Source organism: Acetivibrio cellulolyticus CD2 (assembly GCF_000179595.2).
In the GTDB taxonomy this organism is placed as follows: Bacteria; Bacillota; Clostridia; order Acetivibrionales; family Acetivibrionaceae; genus Acetivibrio; species Acetivibrio cellulolyticus.
Genome location: NZ_JH556659.1, coordinates 1,296,068 through 1,315,744 on the forward strand (window position 1 = coordinate 1,296,068; position 19,677 = coordinate 1,315,744).

Consider the following 19,677-nt stretch of genomic DNA (forward strand, 5'->3'; position numbering starts at 1 on the left):
AAGTGTGGTATAATAAAAAAATGTTTATTGCAAGATATAATAAGTTTGGATAGGAAGCCAAATTATGAACTTTTGACTCAAGAAATTTGCGAAGCCAATATTTGTTATTACCAATACTGCATTTACAGGAGGAAGTCATATATGTTTGGACAAATGAAAGCCGAAATTTTGTTTTCGAAAGCTCAGAAGCTTGTAAATCAAGAAAAGTTTGATGAGGCAATTGATTTATTTGATAAGGCCATAGCATTAAACGAAAAGGATAGTGCTGTATATATCCATAAAGCTCTTGTTATATCAGGAAAAGATCGTTACACTGAGGCGGTTGAACTTGCAGAAAAAGCAATTTCTTTAAAGCCTGACAGCCCTGTATATCATGCGTTTTTGGGAATGATACATTATGATAACGAAAACTATGTGGAAGCTTTAAAGTATTTTAAAAAGTCGAATGAAATGGATTCTGAGAATGCGCAGACTTTGTGCCTGGAGAAGGTCGCAAATATTGCTTTAGGTGAGATTGAAGAGCCGATTTCCGTGTTGAAAAAGAAAATTCTTCTTACTAATTCAGAATGCAAAAGCAGGCTGCTGGTTTTACTTGAAAGAAAGCTTTTAGAGCAGGATGACAATGACGAATATAATGTTTTAGCCAAAAAACATTTTGAGAATGAGACATTGACTATGTCAATTCTATTTGGAATTATGTATTTTGAAATGAAAGAGTATCAAAAAGCAGAAAATAACCTTTTGGCATCATTGGAAACTACACCAGGTGTTATTAATTATTATTATCTGGGGTTGTGCAATATTAAAAAATGCGATTATAAGAAAGCTCAATACTGGTTTAAAAAGGCCATGGCCTTTAAGAGTATTTTCAATATGAAGCAGCGTTTTGATTATTTGTTTGAGGAATTTGCGAAGCAAATGTCCTAAAATCGAGGGGACTAAATGTCCACGAGATTTTGTCTGGAGGAATTTGCGAAGCAAATGTCCTAAAATGACTGTAAAGGAGCAGTGTGATGTTTTTACTTTTCGGATGGGGAAAGCAAACCATAAAAAGTCATGGTCCGGTGTTTAGAAGTCACTGCGACCGTTGTAATAATGAAGAGTTATGGCAATTGTATACAAGGAGAACGTGGTTTACTTTGTTCTTTATACCTGTAATTCCGTATTCGACTGAACACCTGGTAGTTTGCCCGGTTTGCTCGTATGGTGCAGTGATAACCAGTACTAAGTTTGAAGAGTTGAAGGCTGTTGCGGAGTGCAATATGGATTTGGTAAACAAAAAGATTACTGAAGATGAGCATAGGAATAGGATAGGTCATTTAATGCAGGAAAAAAACAACAAGCATATTGCAAATAACAGTTATGAGTTATCTGGAAAGACTGAAACACAGATCAATTATTTAAGGCAGATGGAAGAATTAAGACGTGCTAAAGAAGAAGCTGCACATCTTGATAACAATCAGTCTGTAGAAAGCAACATTGATGATAGAAAGAATAATAGCGGTCAAATTCAATAAATAGCTATGGTTTTTAAATCATAGCTATTTGTAAAAATCAGAACACTTTTCTGGAAATTATTTTAGATGTCCTAATATTTCCCTTCAGAGATAAAAAATTTATTGAAATAGTTTTTTCTACACAGTAACTCTTTTCTTGGTTTTATTATATATTAAGTATTACTTTAAAAAAACAGTATCACTGTAAATGAATTTAGGGGATAAAAGAAACATAAGTATTTAAATGATTGTAAAAGTTTAGAAGAGTCGGCAATTAAGTTGAAGTTTGTAGAAAAATGTGGTATATTGAACAAAAATATGTATGTATATGAAGGGAGGAAATTTTATCAAATGTATAAAAGCAATATGATGTATGAAACAGTATACAAATCCCTTTCGCTTAAGCATGCAATAATCTTTGTTTTTATTATAATGACTGTACTTCAAAGCACACCTGTTCTTGCCTACAACATTATAGATTCAGAACAGGAAAACGATAAATCAACGATTAGAGTAATTAATGGACTTATAGATATAAATGATAACGTTGAAGATGATAGCTCAATGGACGAGGCTGGCAAAATTTTGACTAACCAATTGGGGCTTAATCGTATAAACGAGGATAGAAGAAAAAAAGGTTTGTCTGAATTCAGCTCAAAGGATGTTTGTAAATTTGGGGACGAAATTGTAAAAAAGGATACAGGCAGTACACCTTCAATAAAAGCGGGTATTTCGTTTGCTTCCAAGTACGAAGAGATTACGATGGATTCTTTACCATCTTCTGTAGACAACAGCCAGCTTCAAGCTTTTCCCCCAATTGGCGACCAGGGACAATTAAATTCCTGCGTTTCCTATTCAACTACTTACTATCAGATGACGCATATGTTTGGACTGGCTTTAGGGTGGGATGTCAAAAATGATACTGAAAATATAAGAAAGTTTTCACCTCAATGGACTTTCAATTTAACAAATGCAGGAGAGAACTGCGTATATGGCCTTGACAGTACATTTTTGCTTTTCTCAAAATGCGGAGCAGCTTTATGGAACGAATTTCCCTACTACTCTATGGATAGCAGTCAGCAAAACTACATGAGGTGGCCAACGGATGCTTCTGTTTGGAGAAACGCATTAAATTATAGGATTGAGGACTTTGGATATGTAAGAATATGGGACGGTTCACAAACTCCGGTTAAGGATCCTCATGACCCTGATCTAAATAAAGTAAAACAGCTTTTGAATAACGGTTATGTTCTCACTTTCGAAACCAATATATCGAAATGGAGATTCTCCCAAATTAGTGATGACAAGTCTATAAATGAAGATGATGCTTTTATAGGTGAGAATATTGCCCATATGACGGATATAGCTACAGTGAAAGTGGATGGCCATGCTATGACTTTGGTTGGGTATAATGATAACATATGGGTAGATATTAATAAGAACGGCTATGTTGAAGAGGGAGAGAAAGGAGCCTTTAAGATAGCAAATTCATGGGGGACATCAGAAGAACTTATATCGAGTGACGGCAATTTTTCATGGTATTCAAATGAAGGATTTATCTGGCTATCATATGATGCCTTAAATAGTGTATCGTCTGTGCCGGATTGCCCTATTTCTGAACGTAGAAATGCAATTAATGGAGGAAATAAAGCTTACTGGATTTCTCCAAAGCAGGTATCTACTCCAAAGCTGTTGATAGAGTACACGTTGAATCATGCAAACAAGTATGAAATTGAGACTTTGTTTGGTTACTCAAATTACAATAAAAAAAGTCCTGATTCATTCATTGATCCTTACAATATTAATCTGCTAACTTCATCGCCTTCTATAAAATCAAGTTTTGATGGAACTTCTTATGCATGTGATGCAACTCTGGTGTTTGACATTAGTGAACTATACGACAGGTATGATAGTAAAAAAGGGAATTTATATATTACAGTGCGGGATAAAATTGAGGGCAATCCATGTACATTGAAGGATATAAAAATAATTGATAACGTTAGTGGGCATACATATAATTATGGTGGGAAACTTCCGGTAAGTTTTGATAACACTTCAATTACGATTGGACCTTTTAACTTTAAAAAGGAAGTATCATCTCTAAAAGGTTTTAAACTGAGTTCGTCAGATATGCAAACAAAGCGCAATTATCCGGCTGTTGCTTCAGCCGATAACATGGTTTATGTGATTGGTGGGATTGATGATATAGGTAATTTCTTGAATACTGTTGAAGTTTATAACCCTGAAACTGATACATGGACAAAAAAGGGTGATATGAACGGTGAACAATTTGATGTGCCTTATGCAGTTTCTGTTAATAACAGGATATTTGCAATAAGAAAGCTTTCTGATGGTGAAGGCGTAATTGAAGAATACAATAGTGATTGCGATAAATGGAAGGTTAAAAGCCAGATAAGTTATTGGGAGAGTATGGATGTAATACAAACAAACGAAAAAATCTACATTGTCGGAGCAAATGACATTTATTCTAATGAAGACGTAGTATTCAAAATTGATGAATATGACACTTCTACCAATACGGTATCAGAAGAAACCTATATGGAAAAAGGATGGATACCAATTTCTACAGCTGCTTTAGATGGTAAAATATATGTATTCGGTTGTAGGAGATATAATCCTCAAATAGCTTTACAGGTAGGGGATAGCCCTTATGAGTATGATATGAGATTAAGGGTCTATGATACACAGAATAATAGTTGGGATGTTGGTGAAGAGGTGGATTTTAATGCCAGTAGGGGTATTGTTGAGCTTAATGGCAAGTTCTATGGATTATATTATGATTTGAGTGAGAATGCGGTAAGAATTTGTGAATATGATACCGCAAGAAATATTACAACATTTCTCTCAGGTAATTGTATGAATAGGTCAAATTTTGGGTTATGCTCCTATAAAGACAGTATTATTCTTGTCGGGGGCAAAGCAAATACTTCTGCAACTGAGATAGACAGCATTACAGATATTGTAGAAATAATTACTATTGACCCGAAAAAGATACCACCTGTTCTTGAACCGCCCGAAAATTTGATTTTAGCTGCAACCGGACCAAGAACTGCTACAGACCTTGGATTGGTAGACACAATCGGAAATTCTGATGTGATAGTTACAAATAATGCTCCAGAGGCGTTTCCGATTGGTACAACATATGTTCTTTGGAGGGCAGAGGATTCAGAAGGAAATATTACAAAGGCTATTCAAGAAGTTACTGTGGTTATTGATATGAATGAACCTGACTTGATCGTTCCTTCTGATATTGTCGTTGGAACAAATGCAGATAAAAAATATGTGAATATTGGAACAGCAACTGTTAGGAATGAAGTTGAAGTTACTATTATAAATGATGCTCCTCAAATATTCCCGATAGGAAAGACAATTGTAAATTGGACTGCTGTAGATAATTTTGGAAGGATGACTTGCGAACTCCAGACAGTAAACGTATATAAATATGGTGATGTGGATGGAAATGGCGTAGTAAATACAATAGATTTTGCATTTTTAAGGATATATTTACTGGGGCTTGTTTCTAAAATACCTGGAGAGCTTGGAAAATATGCTGCGGATGTAGATGGAAGCTCAGATATTACTTCAGTAGATTTTGCTCTGATGAGGCAGTATTTGCTAGGGTATATAAATAAGTTTCCAATTGGGGATTAATAAAAAACTCATATTTGTTTTACATAAAAAACAGGTATTTTGCAAAAAGTGTAGAATATATAATTGATTATAATTATTATTTCTAACGCTTTTCTTTTTTTACTCAATTGTATATTTAGGCGGTTATAAATGGTAAATGGGTGTTTTGAATTTCTATCTCAGGAGGATAAAACCTATGAAAGATAATATATCTAGAGGTAAATCCGATCTGTTTCGCGAAAATGAGCTAAATTCTAATAGATTTTTATCAAAATATATAGCAATTGCAACTACAGTTGCAGCAATAGTTACTGTTTTGTTGTTTATTGGGGTTTTACCTAATGAAATTCAATTTTTTAAAACAGCAATGATCATTATTGTCGCACTGGGATACAGTATTCCATTGATTGTATCTGTATTTAAAATTAATAAATTAAGTATAAAATATTATGTTATAAATATTATAATATTTTGTCTTGGTATTTCTAATGTTTATTCAGGTGGGGTTCAAGGAATTATATGGGCTGGACCGCTTATGTTTGCAAGCTTGTTCTATTCAATTAGATTTACAGTGTACTCGTCATTCTTGACGATTGCGGCCATAAATATCAGCTTTTTGCTTGGTAATATGTATTATCCTGAAGTTTTCGGTAGTTCGTGGTATATAAGGTCTATCGAAGTAACAATTGAGTATTTAATTTGTGCAGTAGTTGCTATTGGAATGACAAAAAGGGTAAGAGAACTTATTACGGATCTAGATAAAAATCAAAATGAGCAGAGTAATGTTTTAGAGAAGATTATGGGGATAACCAAGAAGTCTTCGGTAGTTTCATCTGAATTGGGCCGCTCGGTTTTAGAGCTTAATGGAATTACTTACGAGACAGTGCAAACTAATGAGCAGATAGCATCTACATCAACACAAATAGTATCAAATTCCGGACAGACTTCTGACGATATAAACGGAGCAGTTGAGGCTGCTGTTAATATATCGAAGGACTTAAAAAGAGTTGCTGATGAAAATATTTTTATAGCAAGTGTTTCACAGCAGGTTTGTATTATGACCGAGAGCAAGAGAGAGTTAATTAAGACTGCTGTTAACGAAATGAAGATAATCGATAGTACTACTCAGGACAGCAGAAATATTATATATAATCTAAGGGAAAAATCCAGCAGGATTGGAAGTATAATTGAGGTTATTACAGGAATAGCGTCACAAACTAATCTCCTTGCATTAAATGCGGCAATAGAATCAGCCAGAGCAGGAGCGGCGGGAAAGGGTTTTGCTGTAGTGTCTGAAGAAGTACGAAAACTTGCAGAACAGTCGCAGAAAGCTTCTAAAGATATTGCAAATATGATTAAGGAAATTCTGGAGGACACTGAGAGAGCTGTAGAAACTATTGATGAAAGCTCAAGGCTGGTTGAAAAGAGTAATCAGGTTATAACTGAAGCGGGAGAAGCATTTGAGATGGTAACAGTTGCAAATAGAGAGGTTAGCGACAAGATCCAGGCTGTAAGTGAGCTCACACAAAATGTCTCAAATAACGGAGAAAAGATTGTTGAACTTGTTCAGAATGTAAAAGACATGAATAGCAAAAATCTTGAACAGGTAAAGGGAATTGCATCTTCTGCTGAAGAACAGCTTAATACTATGGGAAAAGTAACTGCTGCGGTTCACAAAATAACGGATATTACACATGTATTGGAAGAGATTTCGAGCGATGAAGAATAGAAAATAATATGAGTTTTTTAGAATTGGCAAGCCCTGGATGAGATCTGGGGCTTTTTGATTAGCCTCTTGGTTTGAAATGAAAGAGGCTAAAAACACAGGGAATCTATGTCCCGGAGTTTTTATTTTAAGGAATAAGAGAGCATGTTACTTCAGATTTCTCAGCTTTAATGATTTATAACTTTTATTTTTGTTACGGAATATGTTAAAATTACTTAATAGTTGAAAGAATTTTGAGATAAATAGTGTAAGCTTTAAAACATTATTACATATTAAATAATTGGTGGAGGTAATTTGTTCTACTGTTTGTATTATCTGTAAAATGTTGTGCTTTGTCTATTTATTTTATATAATTATTTCGATAACAAAGACTTAAATACTGCGAGGTACCAAAATGGTAAAAGTAGGCATAATTGCAAATAGAGATAAGGATATAGGACTTAAGATTACTTCAGTGCTTTTAGAGAGTTTACTGGCAAATGGAGCAGAACCTGTAATGGACGACAGTCTGGCAGCCGATATTGGGTTTACGGTAAATAATCTTAATGAAGATGAAGTTATTTTAAAGTCAGACATAATGGTGTGCCTTGGCGGTGATGGAACTTTTCTTAAGTCGGCAAGAAAGGTTTTTAGCAAGAATATTCCTATACTGGGGATAAACCTTGGTAGTTTGGGTTTTTTGCCCGAGGTTGATAAAAATGAAATAGATCCTGCGGTAAAACGTTTAGTTAAAGGTGAATACGATATTGAAGAGAGAATGATGCTCGAAACGACAATTATCAGGGATGATAAAGAAATTATGAAGGACATTGTCTTAAATGATGTAGTTATTTCAAGAGGTTGGATGTCAAGAATACTTCACCTGAAAACTTATATAAACGACCAGTTTGTTGACTTATACCCCGGAGATGGATTGATTATATCTACACCGACAGGGTCTACAGCTTATTCTCTTTCAGCAGGAGGACCTATAGTAGAGCCTGACGTAAGTCTTATTATAGCTACTCCGATATGTCCTCACCTTCTTTACTCCAGATCAATTATTACAACGGGAGAGAGAGTACTTAAGGTGCTGGTTGTGGAAAATAACTGTCATGGGGCAATGGTGACAGTGGATGGACAAAATGGATATGAGTTGATGGGTGGAGACAATATAATAACAAGAAAGTCTTCTAGATGCTTAAAAATGGTTAGACTAAGTGACAGGAATTTTTTTGATGTATTAAGAAGCAAAATATATGATAGAGGAGAAAAAATAAAATAGTATGAAGTATAATAGACAGGCAAAGATTTTGGAGATAATAGAAGCAGAAGTAATTGAGACACAGGAGGAAATAGCTGATAGACTGAAAGATCTGGGGATGGATGTTACACAGGCTACAATATCCAGGGATATAAAGGAGCTTAGGCTTATAAAAGTCATGGCCTCGGATGGTCGTTACAAGTATGCGCCTTTTTCTAAAACCGAGAATGTTGTTTATAACAGGCTTATGACTATCTTTGCTGAATCTTATGCTTCAAGTGACTATGCAAATAATATTGTAGTGGTAAAAACATTGCCAGCTATGGCGCAAGCTGCAGCATCAGCAATTGATTCTTTAAAATGGCCTGAAATTGTTGGATCAATAGCCGGAGATGATACTGTAATGATAATATGCAGGGCGGAGAAAATAGCAGAGGAGCTTGTAAATAAGTTCAATAAGATGGCGAAGGATATGGGACGTAATTAGCTGCTTTTTCTCGTGGACTAAAGATATACAAATGTGAAATGGATAAATTTAATGAGTTCTGATGATAAGTAGTTTGTTTACATAGCGTTTTCAATTAATTGAAAAAGTGAGGTAAAATTTGTGCTTCAACAATTACAAATACAAAACATAGCTATTATTGATAAGGTTGAAATTGAACTTGGAGATGGTTTGAACGTATTAACCGGTGAGACTGGTGCGGGAAAGTCAATTATAATTGACTCCATAAATGCTATATTAGGTGAGCGGCTTTCCAAGGATTTGATAAGGGCTGGTAAGGATAAAGCTGCAGTTGAAGCTGTATTTACAATTGATGACGATAGGCTAAGCGGTTTGTTGGGGGAATATGGAATAGAGCCTGAAGAAGATGGAACGTTAATTATTTCCCGGGAATTTACTTTGAGTGGTAAGAATACTTGCAGGATTAACGGGAAGATTGCAACTGTTTCTATGCTAAAGCAGATAGGGGAAATGCTGATTGATATTCATGGGCAGCATGACAACCAGTCTTTGCTTAGAACCGAAAGCCATATAGATTTATTGGATTCATTTGCAGATGAAAATATCCATAATTTAAAGAATAACTATTTGGAAAAGCTTTCACAATACCAGGAAATAAAAAATAGACTAAAAAGTCTGTCAGGAGATAAAAATGACAGGGAGAGAAAAATTGATTTCTTAAAGTTTCAGATAGATGAGATAAAAAAGGCAAGGCTTAAACCTAACGAAGAGGAGGATTTGAACAAACAGAGAATAATCCTTCAGAATGCAGAAAAGATTATCAATACGTTGTCTAGAGTATATGAATTGGTTGGAATAGGCAACAAAACGGAGAAATCGGCTTCAGATACCATTGGAGATGCATTGTCTCTTATGGGTGAGATCTCTAAGTTAGATGAAAGGTATGCAGCGGTTTTAAAAAGGCTTGAGGGCGTATCATTCGAGGTTGAAGATATTGTCTGTGAGATAAGAAGCAACAGGGATGAGGTTGAATATAATCCGGAACTGTTGGAACAGATTGAAGAAAGGCTTGACCTGATCTATAAGTTAAAAAAGAAATATGGGGTATCAATAGAGGAAGTCTGTGCATTTATGGCAAATGCGCAGAAAGAGCTTGATGAAATATTAAACAATGAGGAACTGGTTAATAAATTGAGTGCTGATCTAAAAAGGGCAGATGATGAGCTATATAGCCTGGCTGAAGAGATCAGTGCAAAAAGGAAAAATGCTGCGGGACTATTGGAGAATAAGATAGGTTCAGAATTAAACGACCTTGAGATGAAAAATGCAAGGCTTAAAGTGAATGTTGAATTTGATGATACCACTGGTGAAAGTGGTGCTAGAAAGTATAACCAAAATGGATTGGACAAGGTTGAATTTTTAATTTCGACAAACGCGGGTGAGCCACTCAAACCTTTAGCGAAGATAGCTTCAGGCGGTGAAATGTCACGTATTATGCTTGCGATTAAAACAATCCTTGCAAAGGTAGATAAAATCTCTACTTTGATATTTGATGAAATTGACATTGGTATCAGTGGAAAGGCTGCTCAGAAGGTAGGAGAAAAGATGTCTTATATATCAAGAAACCATCAGGTCATTTCCGTTACTCATTTAGCGCAGATTGCCTGTATTGCAGATAATAACTATTATATTGAGAAATCAACAAACGCTGAGAGCACAAGTACAATGGTAAGAAAGCTAAACGAAAATGAAATAAAAACCGAAGTTGCAAGAATAATTGGTGGTGCAAACATTTCGGATATAACAATAAAGCATGCGGAAGAAATGATCAACTATGCAAAGAAATATAAGAATGATAAGGTCACGTGAGCACATCACATCCACGAGATTTTGATTCATAAGTAAATTCGTATTATTAGGGCTGGCGAATGTCAGCTCTTTTTGTATTTGAGGAATTTGCGAAGCAAATGCTCAACAAATCTTTTAATCATTTCAAAAAGGTTCGTAAAATACTTCTTTTTTACTGATTTCAAACTATTAATGCAGTTTTTGGGTGAATAAATAAGTTTATATTAGGTTAATTTAAGATTAGCGTTTTATAACAAACTTAATGTTAGGATAATGCACGGTAAGAACATATGAATTGTATTTTAAATATTATAAATTATCAGAAGTTTGTAAATATTTTAGTTTATAAAGAAATATTCATCACGCTTTAAGGGCGCTTGACAATAAATAATACCTCCTTTTCTTGTGGATTATTTCGAAGGAATAAGGCTTGAAGAGAAAATTTAAGAGGCGGTTGTTATTTAAAGTCCCTCTATTACAAGGCGTGATATTTATTTGAGTAAAAAGAAGGTCTTTCCAAGAAGGAAATCAGGGTACAGTTAACATAAAAAGGCAGCAGGAGAGTGAATCGCTATGAAATATATAAGGTCTACAAGAGGAAAGTTGAGTATATTCCTTGCAATTTGTTTTATAATTTTAGCAGTAACATATATAAGAGCGGTATTGGATCTGCCAAACCAATTAACGCTATATGAAAGTCAGGGAAATGTATATAATTTGGAAAGTCCGTTTTTTATTGATATACAAGCCGACAAGAAGGATATTATCAAACTTGAGAATAACGATTCAACAAAGAAGATTCCAGTAAAACTGTTTAATCCAATATTGATAAAGCCCCAAAGGATGGGAACAGTAAATATAAGCATGAGGATTTTAGGATTAATACCAATAAAAACAATGCAGGTGGATGTGGTTCCATACCGTGAAGTTATTGCATGCGGCAATACAATAGGAGTAAAGCTGAAAATTGAGGGAATTCTTGTGGTCGGTATGTCTGATATTGAAACTATTGAAGGAAAAAAGGAAATACCCGCAAGGAAAGCGGGAATTAAGCCTGGTGATTTGATTCTGGAGGTAAGCGGAAAGAAAATTGATAATACGGAAGACTTGATAACAGAGATTGACAATAGCAATGGAGAGGGGATAAAAGTAAAATATAAGAGGGGAAATAAAGTAGCAGCTTTAACAGTAAAACCAATAAAATCGGTTGAAGACAATAAGTATCATGTAGGAATGTGGGTAAGGGACAGTACTGCAGGGATTGGAACATTGACGTTTTATGATCCCAAAAGTAATGGGTTTGGGGCTTTAGGTCATGGAATAACCGATATTGATACAGGTGCGCTTATGCCTGTTGAGAATGGGGAGATTGTAGAGTCTAATATTTTGACAATTATTAAAGGAAGGTCCGGAAATCCTGGGGAATTAAAAGGTGTACTTATTGAAGAAAAAAGGGAGTTAGGACTTATTAAGATTAATAGTCCTTATGGGATTTATGGAACTTTAAACAAAGATGCTCTTGGAAAATTCCCAAACAAATTATACCCTGTTGGGCTTCGGAGTGATGTAGAAGTAGGTAGAGCTACAATTTTAGCCAATATTGACGGGAAGACTATAGAAGAGTATGAAATAGAGATTCAGAAGATTTCAAAGAATACCACAAACAGGCAGAAAGGAATGGTCATCAGGATAAAAGACAGCAGGCTTTTAGAACAAACAGGGGGAATAGTGCAAGGTATGTCAGGGAGCCCAATTATTCAAAATGGAAAGTTGATAGGAGCTGTAACACATGTGCTTGTAAATGACCCCACAAGGGGATATGGAATTTTCATTGAAAATATGTTGAAAAATGTGGTTAATGATAGGCAATATAGCATGGAGCTAGCTTCTTAGAATATGGTAAAAGTAAATTCATATTTCCCGGAAATTCGTTTATTTCCGGGATTTTTTTTATTCCAGTTAAATGAGATTTACTTGAAATTGAAAAGTGAAAATGCCAGCTGTTGTAGCTATTGAGGGCAAAATTGTCAAAAAACAGATAGCTGCTTCAAAAGCGAATTGTTAAAAAATAGAATTTAAGTTCTTGTAATTTTGTCGAATGATAAATATAATATAACTATAGCATTTTGAGTTAGTTTTTTACAAAAGTTAAGGGGGAGAGGTAAATTGTCTTCAAAGAAAATTCAGGTAGTAATTGCAGACGATAACAGGGAATTTGGTGATATATTATATGAGTATCTTAACAACCAAAATGATATTGAAGTAGTTGGTGTGGCTAGGGATGGTTTAGAGGCTTTTGAACTTATTACATCCAAGATGCCTGATATAGCTATTTTAGATATTATTATGCCCCATTTAGACGGTTTGGGTGTACTTGAGAAGATAGGTACAACTCCAATTAGTAAAAGGCCATTGTTTATAATATTATCTGCCGTTGGACAGGATAAAATAACTCAGAGAGCTTTATCTTTGGGCGCTGAATATTATGTAGTAAAGCCTTTTGATATGGATGTTTTAGTGTCTAGAATTCGTCAACTGAAGAATGTTAATCAGGCTAACGTGATAAGAACCGATTATGGAAATGAAGTTAAGCCTCCATATCAGCCAATTGCACCAAGAAATCTTGAAGTTGAAGTAACGAGCATTATGCACGAAATTGGTGTACCTGCACATATAAAGGGATATCAGTACTTAAGGGATGCAATAATGATGGTTGTTAAAGACCTTGATGTAATCAACTCAATTACAAAGCTGTTGTATCCTTCAATTGCAAGGGAGTATAATACAACTCCAAGCAGGGTTGAAAGAGCTATAAGACACGCTATAGAAGTTGCCTGGAGTAGGGGACAAGTAGATACAATAGACTCCTTGTTTGGTTATACGGTTAACCTTGGAAAGGGAAAGCCTACAAATTCAGAGTTTATTGCAATGGTGGCTGATAAGCTGAGACTTGAAATGAAGATTGCAAATTAATTTTTTGGTTAGAATACCTAAGGAATGGCTGGAGTTGTATTCTTCGACATCTCTGCTAATATATTTGGAATTCAAAAAACACTCTAATTATTGATTAGGGTGTTTTTTCTTACTATAAGTCTTTTATCACTTCTGCAACATTAAATCCTGATTGTATTGCATAAATTCTTTCAAAGTTCTGGTCAAGGTGCATGCAACATATTTTGGACCTGAGTGAAGGTTTGACATATTCTATAAGTTTACCGATGTATAGATGTGGATTACCTGTATAATCTAAACTGCAGGTGTCTTGATATAAAATATCTATATAGCCGTTTTCGAGACTATTCAAAATTGAGTCGCTTATTTTGTTTGAATCTCCGCTGTAGAATATTGAGTGATTTTCGCATTTGATCAATATACTATAAGAGGGTATCCTTTCAACATGTGAAGATGGGATAAAAGTCAAATCAGCAGAACTTAAGAATTCATCTGATATCTTTATTTGTGGACTGGATAAAATTTCATAAAATTCAGCATTTACGCCCATGTTATCCAGAATTGAACTTAGTAAATGGGCATCAGGGAAAAATATTCTAGGCTTACAGTTAAGTGCATAATGAGAATAGAAAATTAGTTCTCCAAGACTCCCAATGTGATCCGGATGAGTGTGTGTTATAGCTATGTAAAGATAACTAACATCTGATAATAAACCAAGTTTTTGAAGTCTGCTAAATACTGTGCTCCCGCAATCAATTAAAAGAATACTGCAATGTTTCTTAATAAATGCGCTAGTATTACCTAAAGTTGTGTTAAATGCACTGCCGATACCAAGAAATTTTAGCATAAGTTATTACCTCGATAGAAATTATTTTTTGTGCAGCATTACAGAAGCTAATTTAAAAAAAGGGATGTAAATAAATGTATAACTTTTTATTAGACCTAATTAAAGTATAATAAAATTCTGTGCAAACTTCAAACATAATATTATTTTATTTAATATTGGCGTTAGTTCATAGTTTTGTTTACATATACCTATTAAAACTATGTTATATAATGGAAAACAATAAAAACTTTAATTTTACTATTCAGGATATGCTTTTTTTTTCCGATTAATAATTGAAAATATAAATTGCATTGGAGAGTGAATAAGATGAAAAGAGTTCTTGTTGCTGATGATGCAACATTTATGAGAACTTCCTTGAGAATGATGCTCGAGAGGAATGGCTTTGAAGTGGTAGGTGAGGCAGAAAATGGTTTGGTTGCCGTGAATAAATATAAGGAGATAAATCCAGATATTGTAACTATGGATATAACAATGCCTATTTGTGATGGAATAAAAGCTGTGCAAATGATAAAGGAATTTGATCCCAATGCAAAAATAGTTATGATCTCCTCAATGGGTCAGGAATGTTTTGTTAAAGAAGCTATTATATCAGGAGCTAAGGGTTTTATAGTTAAGCCATTTAAGGAAGAATATGTTGTTGAAACCCTGTCAAAGCTCTAAAAGTTTAATTATATTTATAGTCAAAATAACCCTCTTTTTTATGAAAGACCGCAATTTAAATACTAATATAACTGAGGTGATATGAATTGGCAGATAATATGGACCGTGAGCCAATGCTGGAAATGTTTATTTTTGAAACATATCAGTTGATTGATCAACTAGAACAGTTGCTTCTAAACTGTGAGAAGGAAAGTGGCTTTGAAGATTCGATTAATGAAATTTTCAGAATTATGCATACGATCAAGGGTTCAGCAGCAATGATGTTATTTGACAATATCTCAACTCTGGCTCACTCTATGGAAGACTTGTTCTTTTACCTGCGCGAAGAGCATCCAAAGAATGTTGAATCATCTAAAGTAATAGATACAGTATTTGAATGCGTTGATTTCATAAAGGGTGAAACTTCAAAGATTGAAAATGGTTTTGTGTCCGATGGAAATTCGGATGCGCTAAAATCAAAAGTTACTGAATATCTTGAATATCTAAAGGAATCGAATCCTTCCGCAAACAATTCCAGATATGGATCTCAGAAAAGTAAAAAGGATACAGAGACTTTAGATAAGAAATATTATGTCGCTTCAAGTAAAAGTTCAAAAAGTCCTATGAATAATAAGTATGAGGCTGTTTTTTTCTTTGAAGACGGATGTGAGATGGAAAACATAAGGGCTTTTTCGGTTATACATGATTTGGAGGAAATAGCGGAAGTTATCAGTTATGTTCCGGATGATGTAATGGAAAGTAATGAAAGTGTCCAGGTGATAAGAAATGAAGGGTTTAAAATCGTTTTTAAGACTGATTTAGGGATTGATGCTATTAAACAGCGACTTTATCAGACAGTCCTTTTAAAGGAATTACAGGTGTTTCTGACAGATGATTCTTTAGATGGTTTTGAAATCGAAAACAATAAAGATGATTATATTGATCAGGAAAGGGTAACTTCGAGTTCCCAAAAGCTGAAAAACATATTGCTTGAAGATATTAGCGAGATTCAATCACCCGAAGACGATAAAAAGCTGGAAAAAAGCCTTAATGAAAAAGAGAATGCAAAATCAACCGGAAAGCAAAGTGTAATAAGTGTAAATATTGGCAAGTTGGACTTGCTTATGGATCTGGTTGGTGAGTTAGTTATATCTGAAGCAATGGTTACACAAAATCCAGATTTAGCTGGGCTGGAGTTGAACAACTTTAGCAAGGCGGCAAGACAGCTTAATAAAATAACCACTGAGCTTCAGGATATAGTCATGTCAATACGTATGGTGCCTTTGTCAATGACTTTTCAAAAAATGAACAGAATTGTAAGAGATATGAGCAAAAAGCTTGATAAATCGGTTGAGCTTGAAATAATCGGAGAGGAAACAGAAGTTGATAAGAATATAATAGAACGATTAACTGATCCTTTAATACATTTAATAAGAAATTCAATAGACCATGGAATTGAAAAGGCGGACCAGAGGATCCAGAAAGGTAAGTCACCTACAGGTAAATTGGTTTTAGAAGCCAAAAATGCAGGTGGAGAAGTTTTGATAATTGTTAAAGATGACGGAAAGGGTTTGGATAAAGAGAAAATTCTGCAAAGAGCAAGAACAAATGGTCTTATATTTAAGCCTGAATCGGAACTATCTGATAAAGAAATATATTCCTTCATCTTCCTACCGGGTTTTTCAACAAAAGAAAACGTTACAGAGTTTTCGGGCCGTGGAGTTGGAATGGATATAGTTACAAAAAATATTGAAACGGTAGGAGGAACAGTAAATATAAACAGCGCTCCAGATGAAGGCACAACATTTTCCATAAAGTTTCCGCTGACACTTGCAATTATAGATGGGATGATAATAGAAGTAGGATGCAATAAGTATACTATTCCTATGGTATCAATATTAGAGTCTTTCAGAGTCGCTAATGAGGCAGTAATTGAAGATGAACAGGGAAATGAAATGATAATGGTAAGAGGCGAATGCTACCCAGTTCTTAGGCTACATAGACATTATCATATTGATACTTCAGTGAAAGAATTTACAGAGGGAATAATGATTATGGTAGAAAATGGGGATAAAAGAATTTGTATTTTTTCGGATGCACTTTTAGGAGAACAGCAGGTTGTTGTGAAAGCACTGCCTAAATACATCAAAAAGGTAAAAGGTATAGCAGGTTGTACTCTTTTAGGTGATGGGGACATAAGTCTGATATTTGACATGGATGAACTTATCGGTTAACAGCACAAAAACATTCTTTAAATTTAGTTTTAGAGTTTTTCATCTACGACATTATACATTTTAGGGTAAAGTTTAATTCTGATAATAAACAAAAAATGGAGGTTTGAGGAAATGGCGGATGTATTGGATGAACTGCATGAAATTGTAGAAGATACGCAAAAAGGTAGATTCTTGACCTTTGTAATAGGAAAAGAAGTTTATGGAATTGAGATAAAATATGTTACTGAAATAATTAATATTCAGAAGATAACGGAGGTACCTGAACTTCCCGACTACATCAAAGGTATTATCAACCTTAGAGGAAAGATAATTCCAGTACTTGATGTCAGGGTGAGGTTCAAGAAGGAACCAAAAGAATATAATGACAGAACATGTATTATAGTTGTTGACATAGCTGATATTTCGGTAGGACTTATTGTTGATAGCGTTGCAGAGGTGACGACGATAACAGAAAATGACATTGTACCTCCACCTGATGCAAATACGGGTTTTAACAACAAGTATATTAAAGGTATAGGAAAAATCGGCGATGAAGTAAAGCTTTTGCTAGATTGCAGCAAACTTCTCAGCGATGAGGATTGTGAGAGCTTAATAAAGATTTCTTAAATGTTTGCAAAGGATTTCATGATTCTAAAATAAATTATAAATGGTGAGAACTATGCTAACTATTACGGATAAAGAGTTTATACAGCTTTCTGAGTATATTAAGGCAAATTATGGTATTAACCTTAGTGATAAAAAAAAGGCTCTTGTTGTCGGAAGACTCCAAAATATCTTAATGGAAAAAAGTTTTGAAAGTTTTTCGCAGTATATAGAATATGTAATGAAAGATAAAACAGGTGAAGCAGTTAAAACACTTATAAGTAAGATTACAACAAATCACACTTACTTTATGAGGGAATCTGAACACTTCCAATATTTCAAAAACGTTGCGCTAAAATACTGGTACGAAAAGCTAAAGAACTCAAAGGACTTAAGAATATGGAGTGCAGGTTGTTCGTCCGGTGAAGAACCTTATACTCTTGCTATGATTATTGCAGACTTTTTTGGTAATGAGAAATCACTTTGGGATACAAAAATACTGGCAACAGATATATCATCAAGAGTATTGAGTGAGGCACAAAATGGTGTTTATTCTAATGAAAGTTTGGAAGCTGTGCCTAAAATATGGAGGAATCAATATTTTCAAAGGTTTGATAATCAGAACAGTATTGTTGTTGACAGCATTAAGAACGAGGTTATTTTTAGAACATTTAACCTTATGAATACAACCCTTCCATTCAAGAAAAAGTTTCATGTAATATTTTGCAGGAATGTAATGATTTATTTTGATTCTGAAACTAAAAGAGAGTTAATAAACAGGTTCTATGAACAGACTGAATATGGAGGTTATCTCTTTATTGGTCACTCTGAATCACTAAACCGTGAAGAAACAAAATTTAAATATATAATGCCTGCAGTATATAGAAAGGAATAGTTAACATGGAGCTTAAAAAAACAAATATTAAAAGGAAAATTAAAGTTTTAATAGTTGACGACTCCATTCTTTTTAGGGAAACGCTGGCAAAAGGAATCGGTCAGGATGCTGCAATTGAAGTCGTTGGAACTGCAGCTGACCCATACAGTGCAAGAGATAAAATAATAGAATATGAGCCAGACGTTATGACTCTTGATGTTGAGATGCCTAAGATGAGTGGAATTGAGTTTTTAAGGCGTTTAATGCCTCAATACCCTATTCCTGTTGTGGTTGTAAGTGCTGTAAGTGATAATGTATTTAATGCTTTAAATGCAGGTGCTGTTGACTTTGTAACAAAACCTAATGTGAGTAGCCAGATGAGTATGCAATCTTTTATAAACGAGCTCATTATAAAAGTAAAAATTGCTTCAACCGCCAAAGTTGGGCGCTGGAAGTTTGAAGCTCCGATAAACAGAGAGTTAACACGAAGTGATAGGCAGCAAACTGATAAGATACTTGCCATAGGTGCTTCAACTGGTGGAACAGAAGCAATATACAGTGTTTTAAAGTCCATGCCCAAAGATATTCCGGGAACGGTTATAGTACAACATATGCCACCGGTTTTTACCAGGATGTATTCGGAAAGACTTAATAATTCATGCTTAATGGAAGTAAAGGAAGCGGAAACCGGAGATAGGGTTTTACCTGGAAGAGTCCTTATTGCACCGGGTGACTTTCAGATGAGACTTAAAAAGGTAGGAAATATTTATATGGTTGAGTGCTTTAAAGGTGAAAAGGTAAATGGTCACTGTCCTTCAGTAGATGTTTTGTTTGAATCCGTTGCAAGGGTCGCAGGGAGAAATGCTGTAGGAGTAATACTTACAGGCATGGGAGGCGATGGCGCAAAAGGACTGCTAGCTATGAGAAAAAGTGGTGCGCGGACGATAGGACAGGATGAACAAAGCTGCGTTGTATATGGAATGCCTCGTGTGGCGTATGAAATAGGCGCAGTTGAAAAGCAGGTTACATTGGATTCAGTTTCAAATACGATATTTTCAATGCTTTAAGGAATAACCGAAATATTACTTTGAATTTTTCAGCATTCCTAAGCATATCACA

Annotated in this window: 15 protein-coding genes; 14 read left to right on the forward strand and 1 reads right to left on the reverse strand. The window is 34.6% G+C overall.

Features of this window, described 5'->3' with window-relative positions; genetic code table 11:
• Positions 1-141: 141 nt before the first annotated feature.
• From ACECE_RS0225710 to spo0A, 9 genes are all read left to right on the forward strand, one after another.
• Positions 142-927, forward strand: a complete 786-nt coding sequence (locus ACECE_RS0225710) for a tetratricopeptide repeat protein (RefSeq protein ID WP_010252701.1) — start codon at positions 142-144, stop codon at positions 925-927.
• Positions 928-1,013: 86 nt separating this feature from the next.
• Positions 1,014-1,517: a zinc-ribbon domain-containing protein gene (locus ACECE_RS29880; RefSeq protein ID WP_010252703.1), complete on the forward strand. Its 504-nt coding sequence runs from the start codon at positions 1,014-1,016 to the stop codon at positions 1,515-1,517.
• Between the two features lie 330 nt (positions 1,518-1,847).
• Positions 1,848-5,168: a dockerin type I domain-containing protein gene (locus ACECE_RS0225720; protein ID WP_010252705.1), complete on the forward strand. Its 3,321-nt coding sequence runs from the start codon at positions 1,848-1,850 to the stop codon at positions 5,166-5,168.
• A gap of 175 nt (positions 5,169-5,343) precedes the next feature.
• Positions 5,344-6,876, forward strand: coding sequence for a methyl-accepting chemotaxis protein (locus tag ACECE_RS29885; RefSeq protein WP_010252706.1), 1,533 nt, complete (start codon positions 5,344-5,346; stop codon positions 6,874-6,876).
• 391 nt (positions 6,877-7,267) lie between these two features.
• Positions 7,268-8,137, forward strand: a complete 870-nt coding sequence (locus ACECE_RS0225730; protein ID WP_010252707.1) for an NAD(+)/NADH kinase — start codon at positions 7,268-7,270, stop codon at positions 8,135-8,137.
• A 1-nt stretch (position 8,138) separates the two neighbouring features.
• Positions 8,139-8,603, forward strand: coding sequence for an arginine repressor (locus ACECE_RS0225735; protein ID WP_010252708.1), 465 nt, complete (start codon positions 8,139-8,141; stop codon positions 8,601-8,603).
• Between the two features lie 120 nt (positions 8,604-8,723).
• The gene (gene recN, locus ACECE_RS0225740; RefSeq protein ID WP_010252709.1) at positions 8,724-10,451 is read left to right on the forward strand and encodes a DNA repair protein RecN; all 1,728 of its coding nucleotides are present in this window, start codon (positions 8,724-8,726) and stop codon (positions 10,449-10,451) included.
• A 552-nt stretch (positions 10,452-11,003) separates the two neighbouring features.
• Complete coding sequence (gene spoIVB, locus ACECE_RS0225745) at positions 11,004-12,323, forward strand: SpoIVB peptidase (protein ID WP_010252710.1); 1,320 nt, start codon at positions 11,004-11,006, stop codon at positions 12,321-12,323.
• 273 nt (positions 12,324-12,596) lie between these two features.
• Positions 12,597-13,403 (forward strand): sporulation transcription factor Spo0A, encoded by an 807-nt coding sequence (gene spo0A, locus ACECE_RS0225750; protein ID WP_010252711.1) that lies wholly within the window; start codon positions 12,597-12,599, stop codon positions 13,401-13,403.
• A 112-nt stretch (positions 13,404-13,515) separates the two neighbouring features.
• On the opposite strand, the gene ACECE_RS0225755 is transcribed toward spo0A, so the two are convergent.
• Positions 13,516-14,229 (reverse strand): MBL fold metallo-hydrolase, encoded by a 714-nt coding sequence (locus tag ACECE_RS0225755; RefSeq protein ID WP_010252712.1) that lies wholly within the window; start codon positions 14,227-14,229, stop codon positions 13,516-13,518.
• A 306-nt stretch (positions 14,230-14,535) separates the two neighbouring features.
• On the opposite strand from ACECE_RS0225755, the gene ACECE_RS0225760 reads away from it, so the two are divergent.
• From ACECE_RS0225760 to ACECE_RS0225780, 5 genes are all read left to right on the forward strand, one after another.
• Complete coding sequence (locus ACECE_RS0225760; RefSeq protein ID WP_010252714.1) at positions 14,536-14,889, forward strand: response regulator; 354 nt, start codon at positions 14,536-14,538, stop codon at positions 14,887-14,889.
• 86 nt (positions 14,890-14,975) lie between these two features.
• Positions 14,976-17,102 carry a chemotaxis protein CheA gene (locus ACECE_RS0225765; protein WP_010252715.1) on the forward strand — a complete coding sequence of 709 codons (2,127 nt, stop codon included), beginning with the start codon at positions 14,976-14,978 and terminating at the stop codon, positions 17,100-17,102.
• 111 nt (positions 17,103-17,213) lie between these two features.
• Entirely contained in the window at positions 17,214-17,708 is a 495-nt protein-coding gene (locus ACECE_RS0225770; RefSeq protein WP_010252717.1) for a chemotaxis protein CheW, read from the forward strand.
• Between the two features lie 52 nt (positions 17,709-17,760).
• Positions 17,761-18,579 (forward strand): CheR family methyltransferase, encoded by an 819-nt coding sequence (locus ACECE_RS0225775; protein WP_010252719.1) that lies wholly within the window; start codon positions 17,761-17,763, stop codon positions 18,577-18,579.
• Positions 18,580-18,584: 5 nt separating this feature from the next.
• Entirely contained in the window at positions 18,585-19,625 is a 1,041-nt protein-coding gene (locus tag ACECE_RS0225780; protein ID WP_010252721.1) for a protein-glutamate methylesterase/protein-glutamine glutaminase, read from the forward strand.
• Positions 19,626-19,677: the final 52 nt, after the last annotated feature.

Excerpts from the sequence above, each read along its gene's own strand:
- ACECE_RS29885 (WP_010252706.1), top strand. The coding sequence starts at position 5,344 with ATGAAAGATAATATATCTAGAGGTAAATCCGATCTGTTTCGCGAAAAT.
- spoIVB (WP_010252710.1), top strand. The coding sequence starts at position 11,004 with ATGAAATATATAAGGTCTACAAGAGGAAAGTTGAGTATATTCCTTGCA.
- ACECE_RS0225720 (WP_010252705.1), top strand. The coding sequence starts at position 1,848 with ATGTATAAAAGCAATATGATGTATGAAACAGTATACAAATCCCTTTCG.
- ACECE_RS0225770 (WP_010252717.1), top strand. The coding sequence starts at position 17,214 with ATGGCGGATGTATTGGATGAACTGCATGAAATTGTAGAAGATACGCAA.
- ACECE_RS0225755 (WP_010252712.1), bottom strand. The coding sequence starts at position 14,229 with ATGCTAAAATTTCTTGGTATCGGCAGTGCATTTAACACAACTTTAGGT.
- ACECE_RS0225730 (WP_010252707.1), top strand. The coding sequence starts at position 7,268 with ATGGTAAAAGTAGGCATAATTGCAAATAGAGATAAGGATATAGGACTT.
- ACECE_RS0225735 (WP_010252708.1), top strand. The coding sequence starts at position 8,139 with ATGAAGTATAATAGACAGGCAAAGATTTTGGAGATAATAGAAGCAGAA.
- ACECE_RS0225760 (WP_010252714.1), top strand. The coding sequence starts at position 14,536 with ATGAAAAGAGTTCTTGTTGCTGATGATGCAACATTTATGAGAACTTCC.
- ACECE_RS0225780 (WP_010252721.1), top strand. The coding sequence starts at position 18,585 with ATGGAGCTTAAAAAAACAAATATTAAAAGGAAAATTAAAGTTTTAATA.
- ACECE_RS0225710 (WP_010252701.1), top strand. The coding sequence starts at position 142 with ATGTTTGGACAAATGAAAGCCGAAATTTTGTTTTCGAAAGCTCAGAAG.
- ACECE_RS0225775 (WP_010252719.1), top strand. The coding sequence starts at position 17,761 with ATGCTAACTATTACGGATAAAGAGTTTATACAGCTTTCTGAGTATATT.
- ACECE_RS29880 (WP_010252703.1), top strand. The coding sequence starts at position 1,014 with ATGTTTTTACTTTTCGGATGGGGAAAGCAAACCATAAAAAGTCATGGT.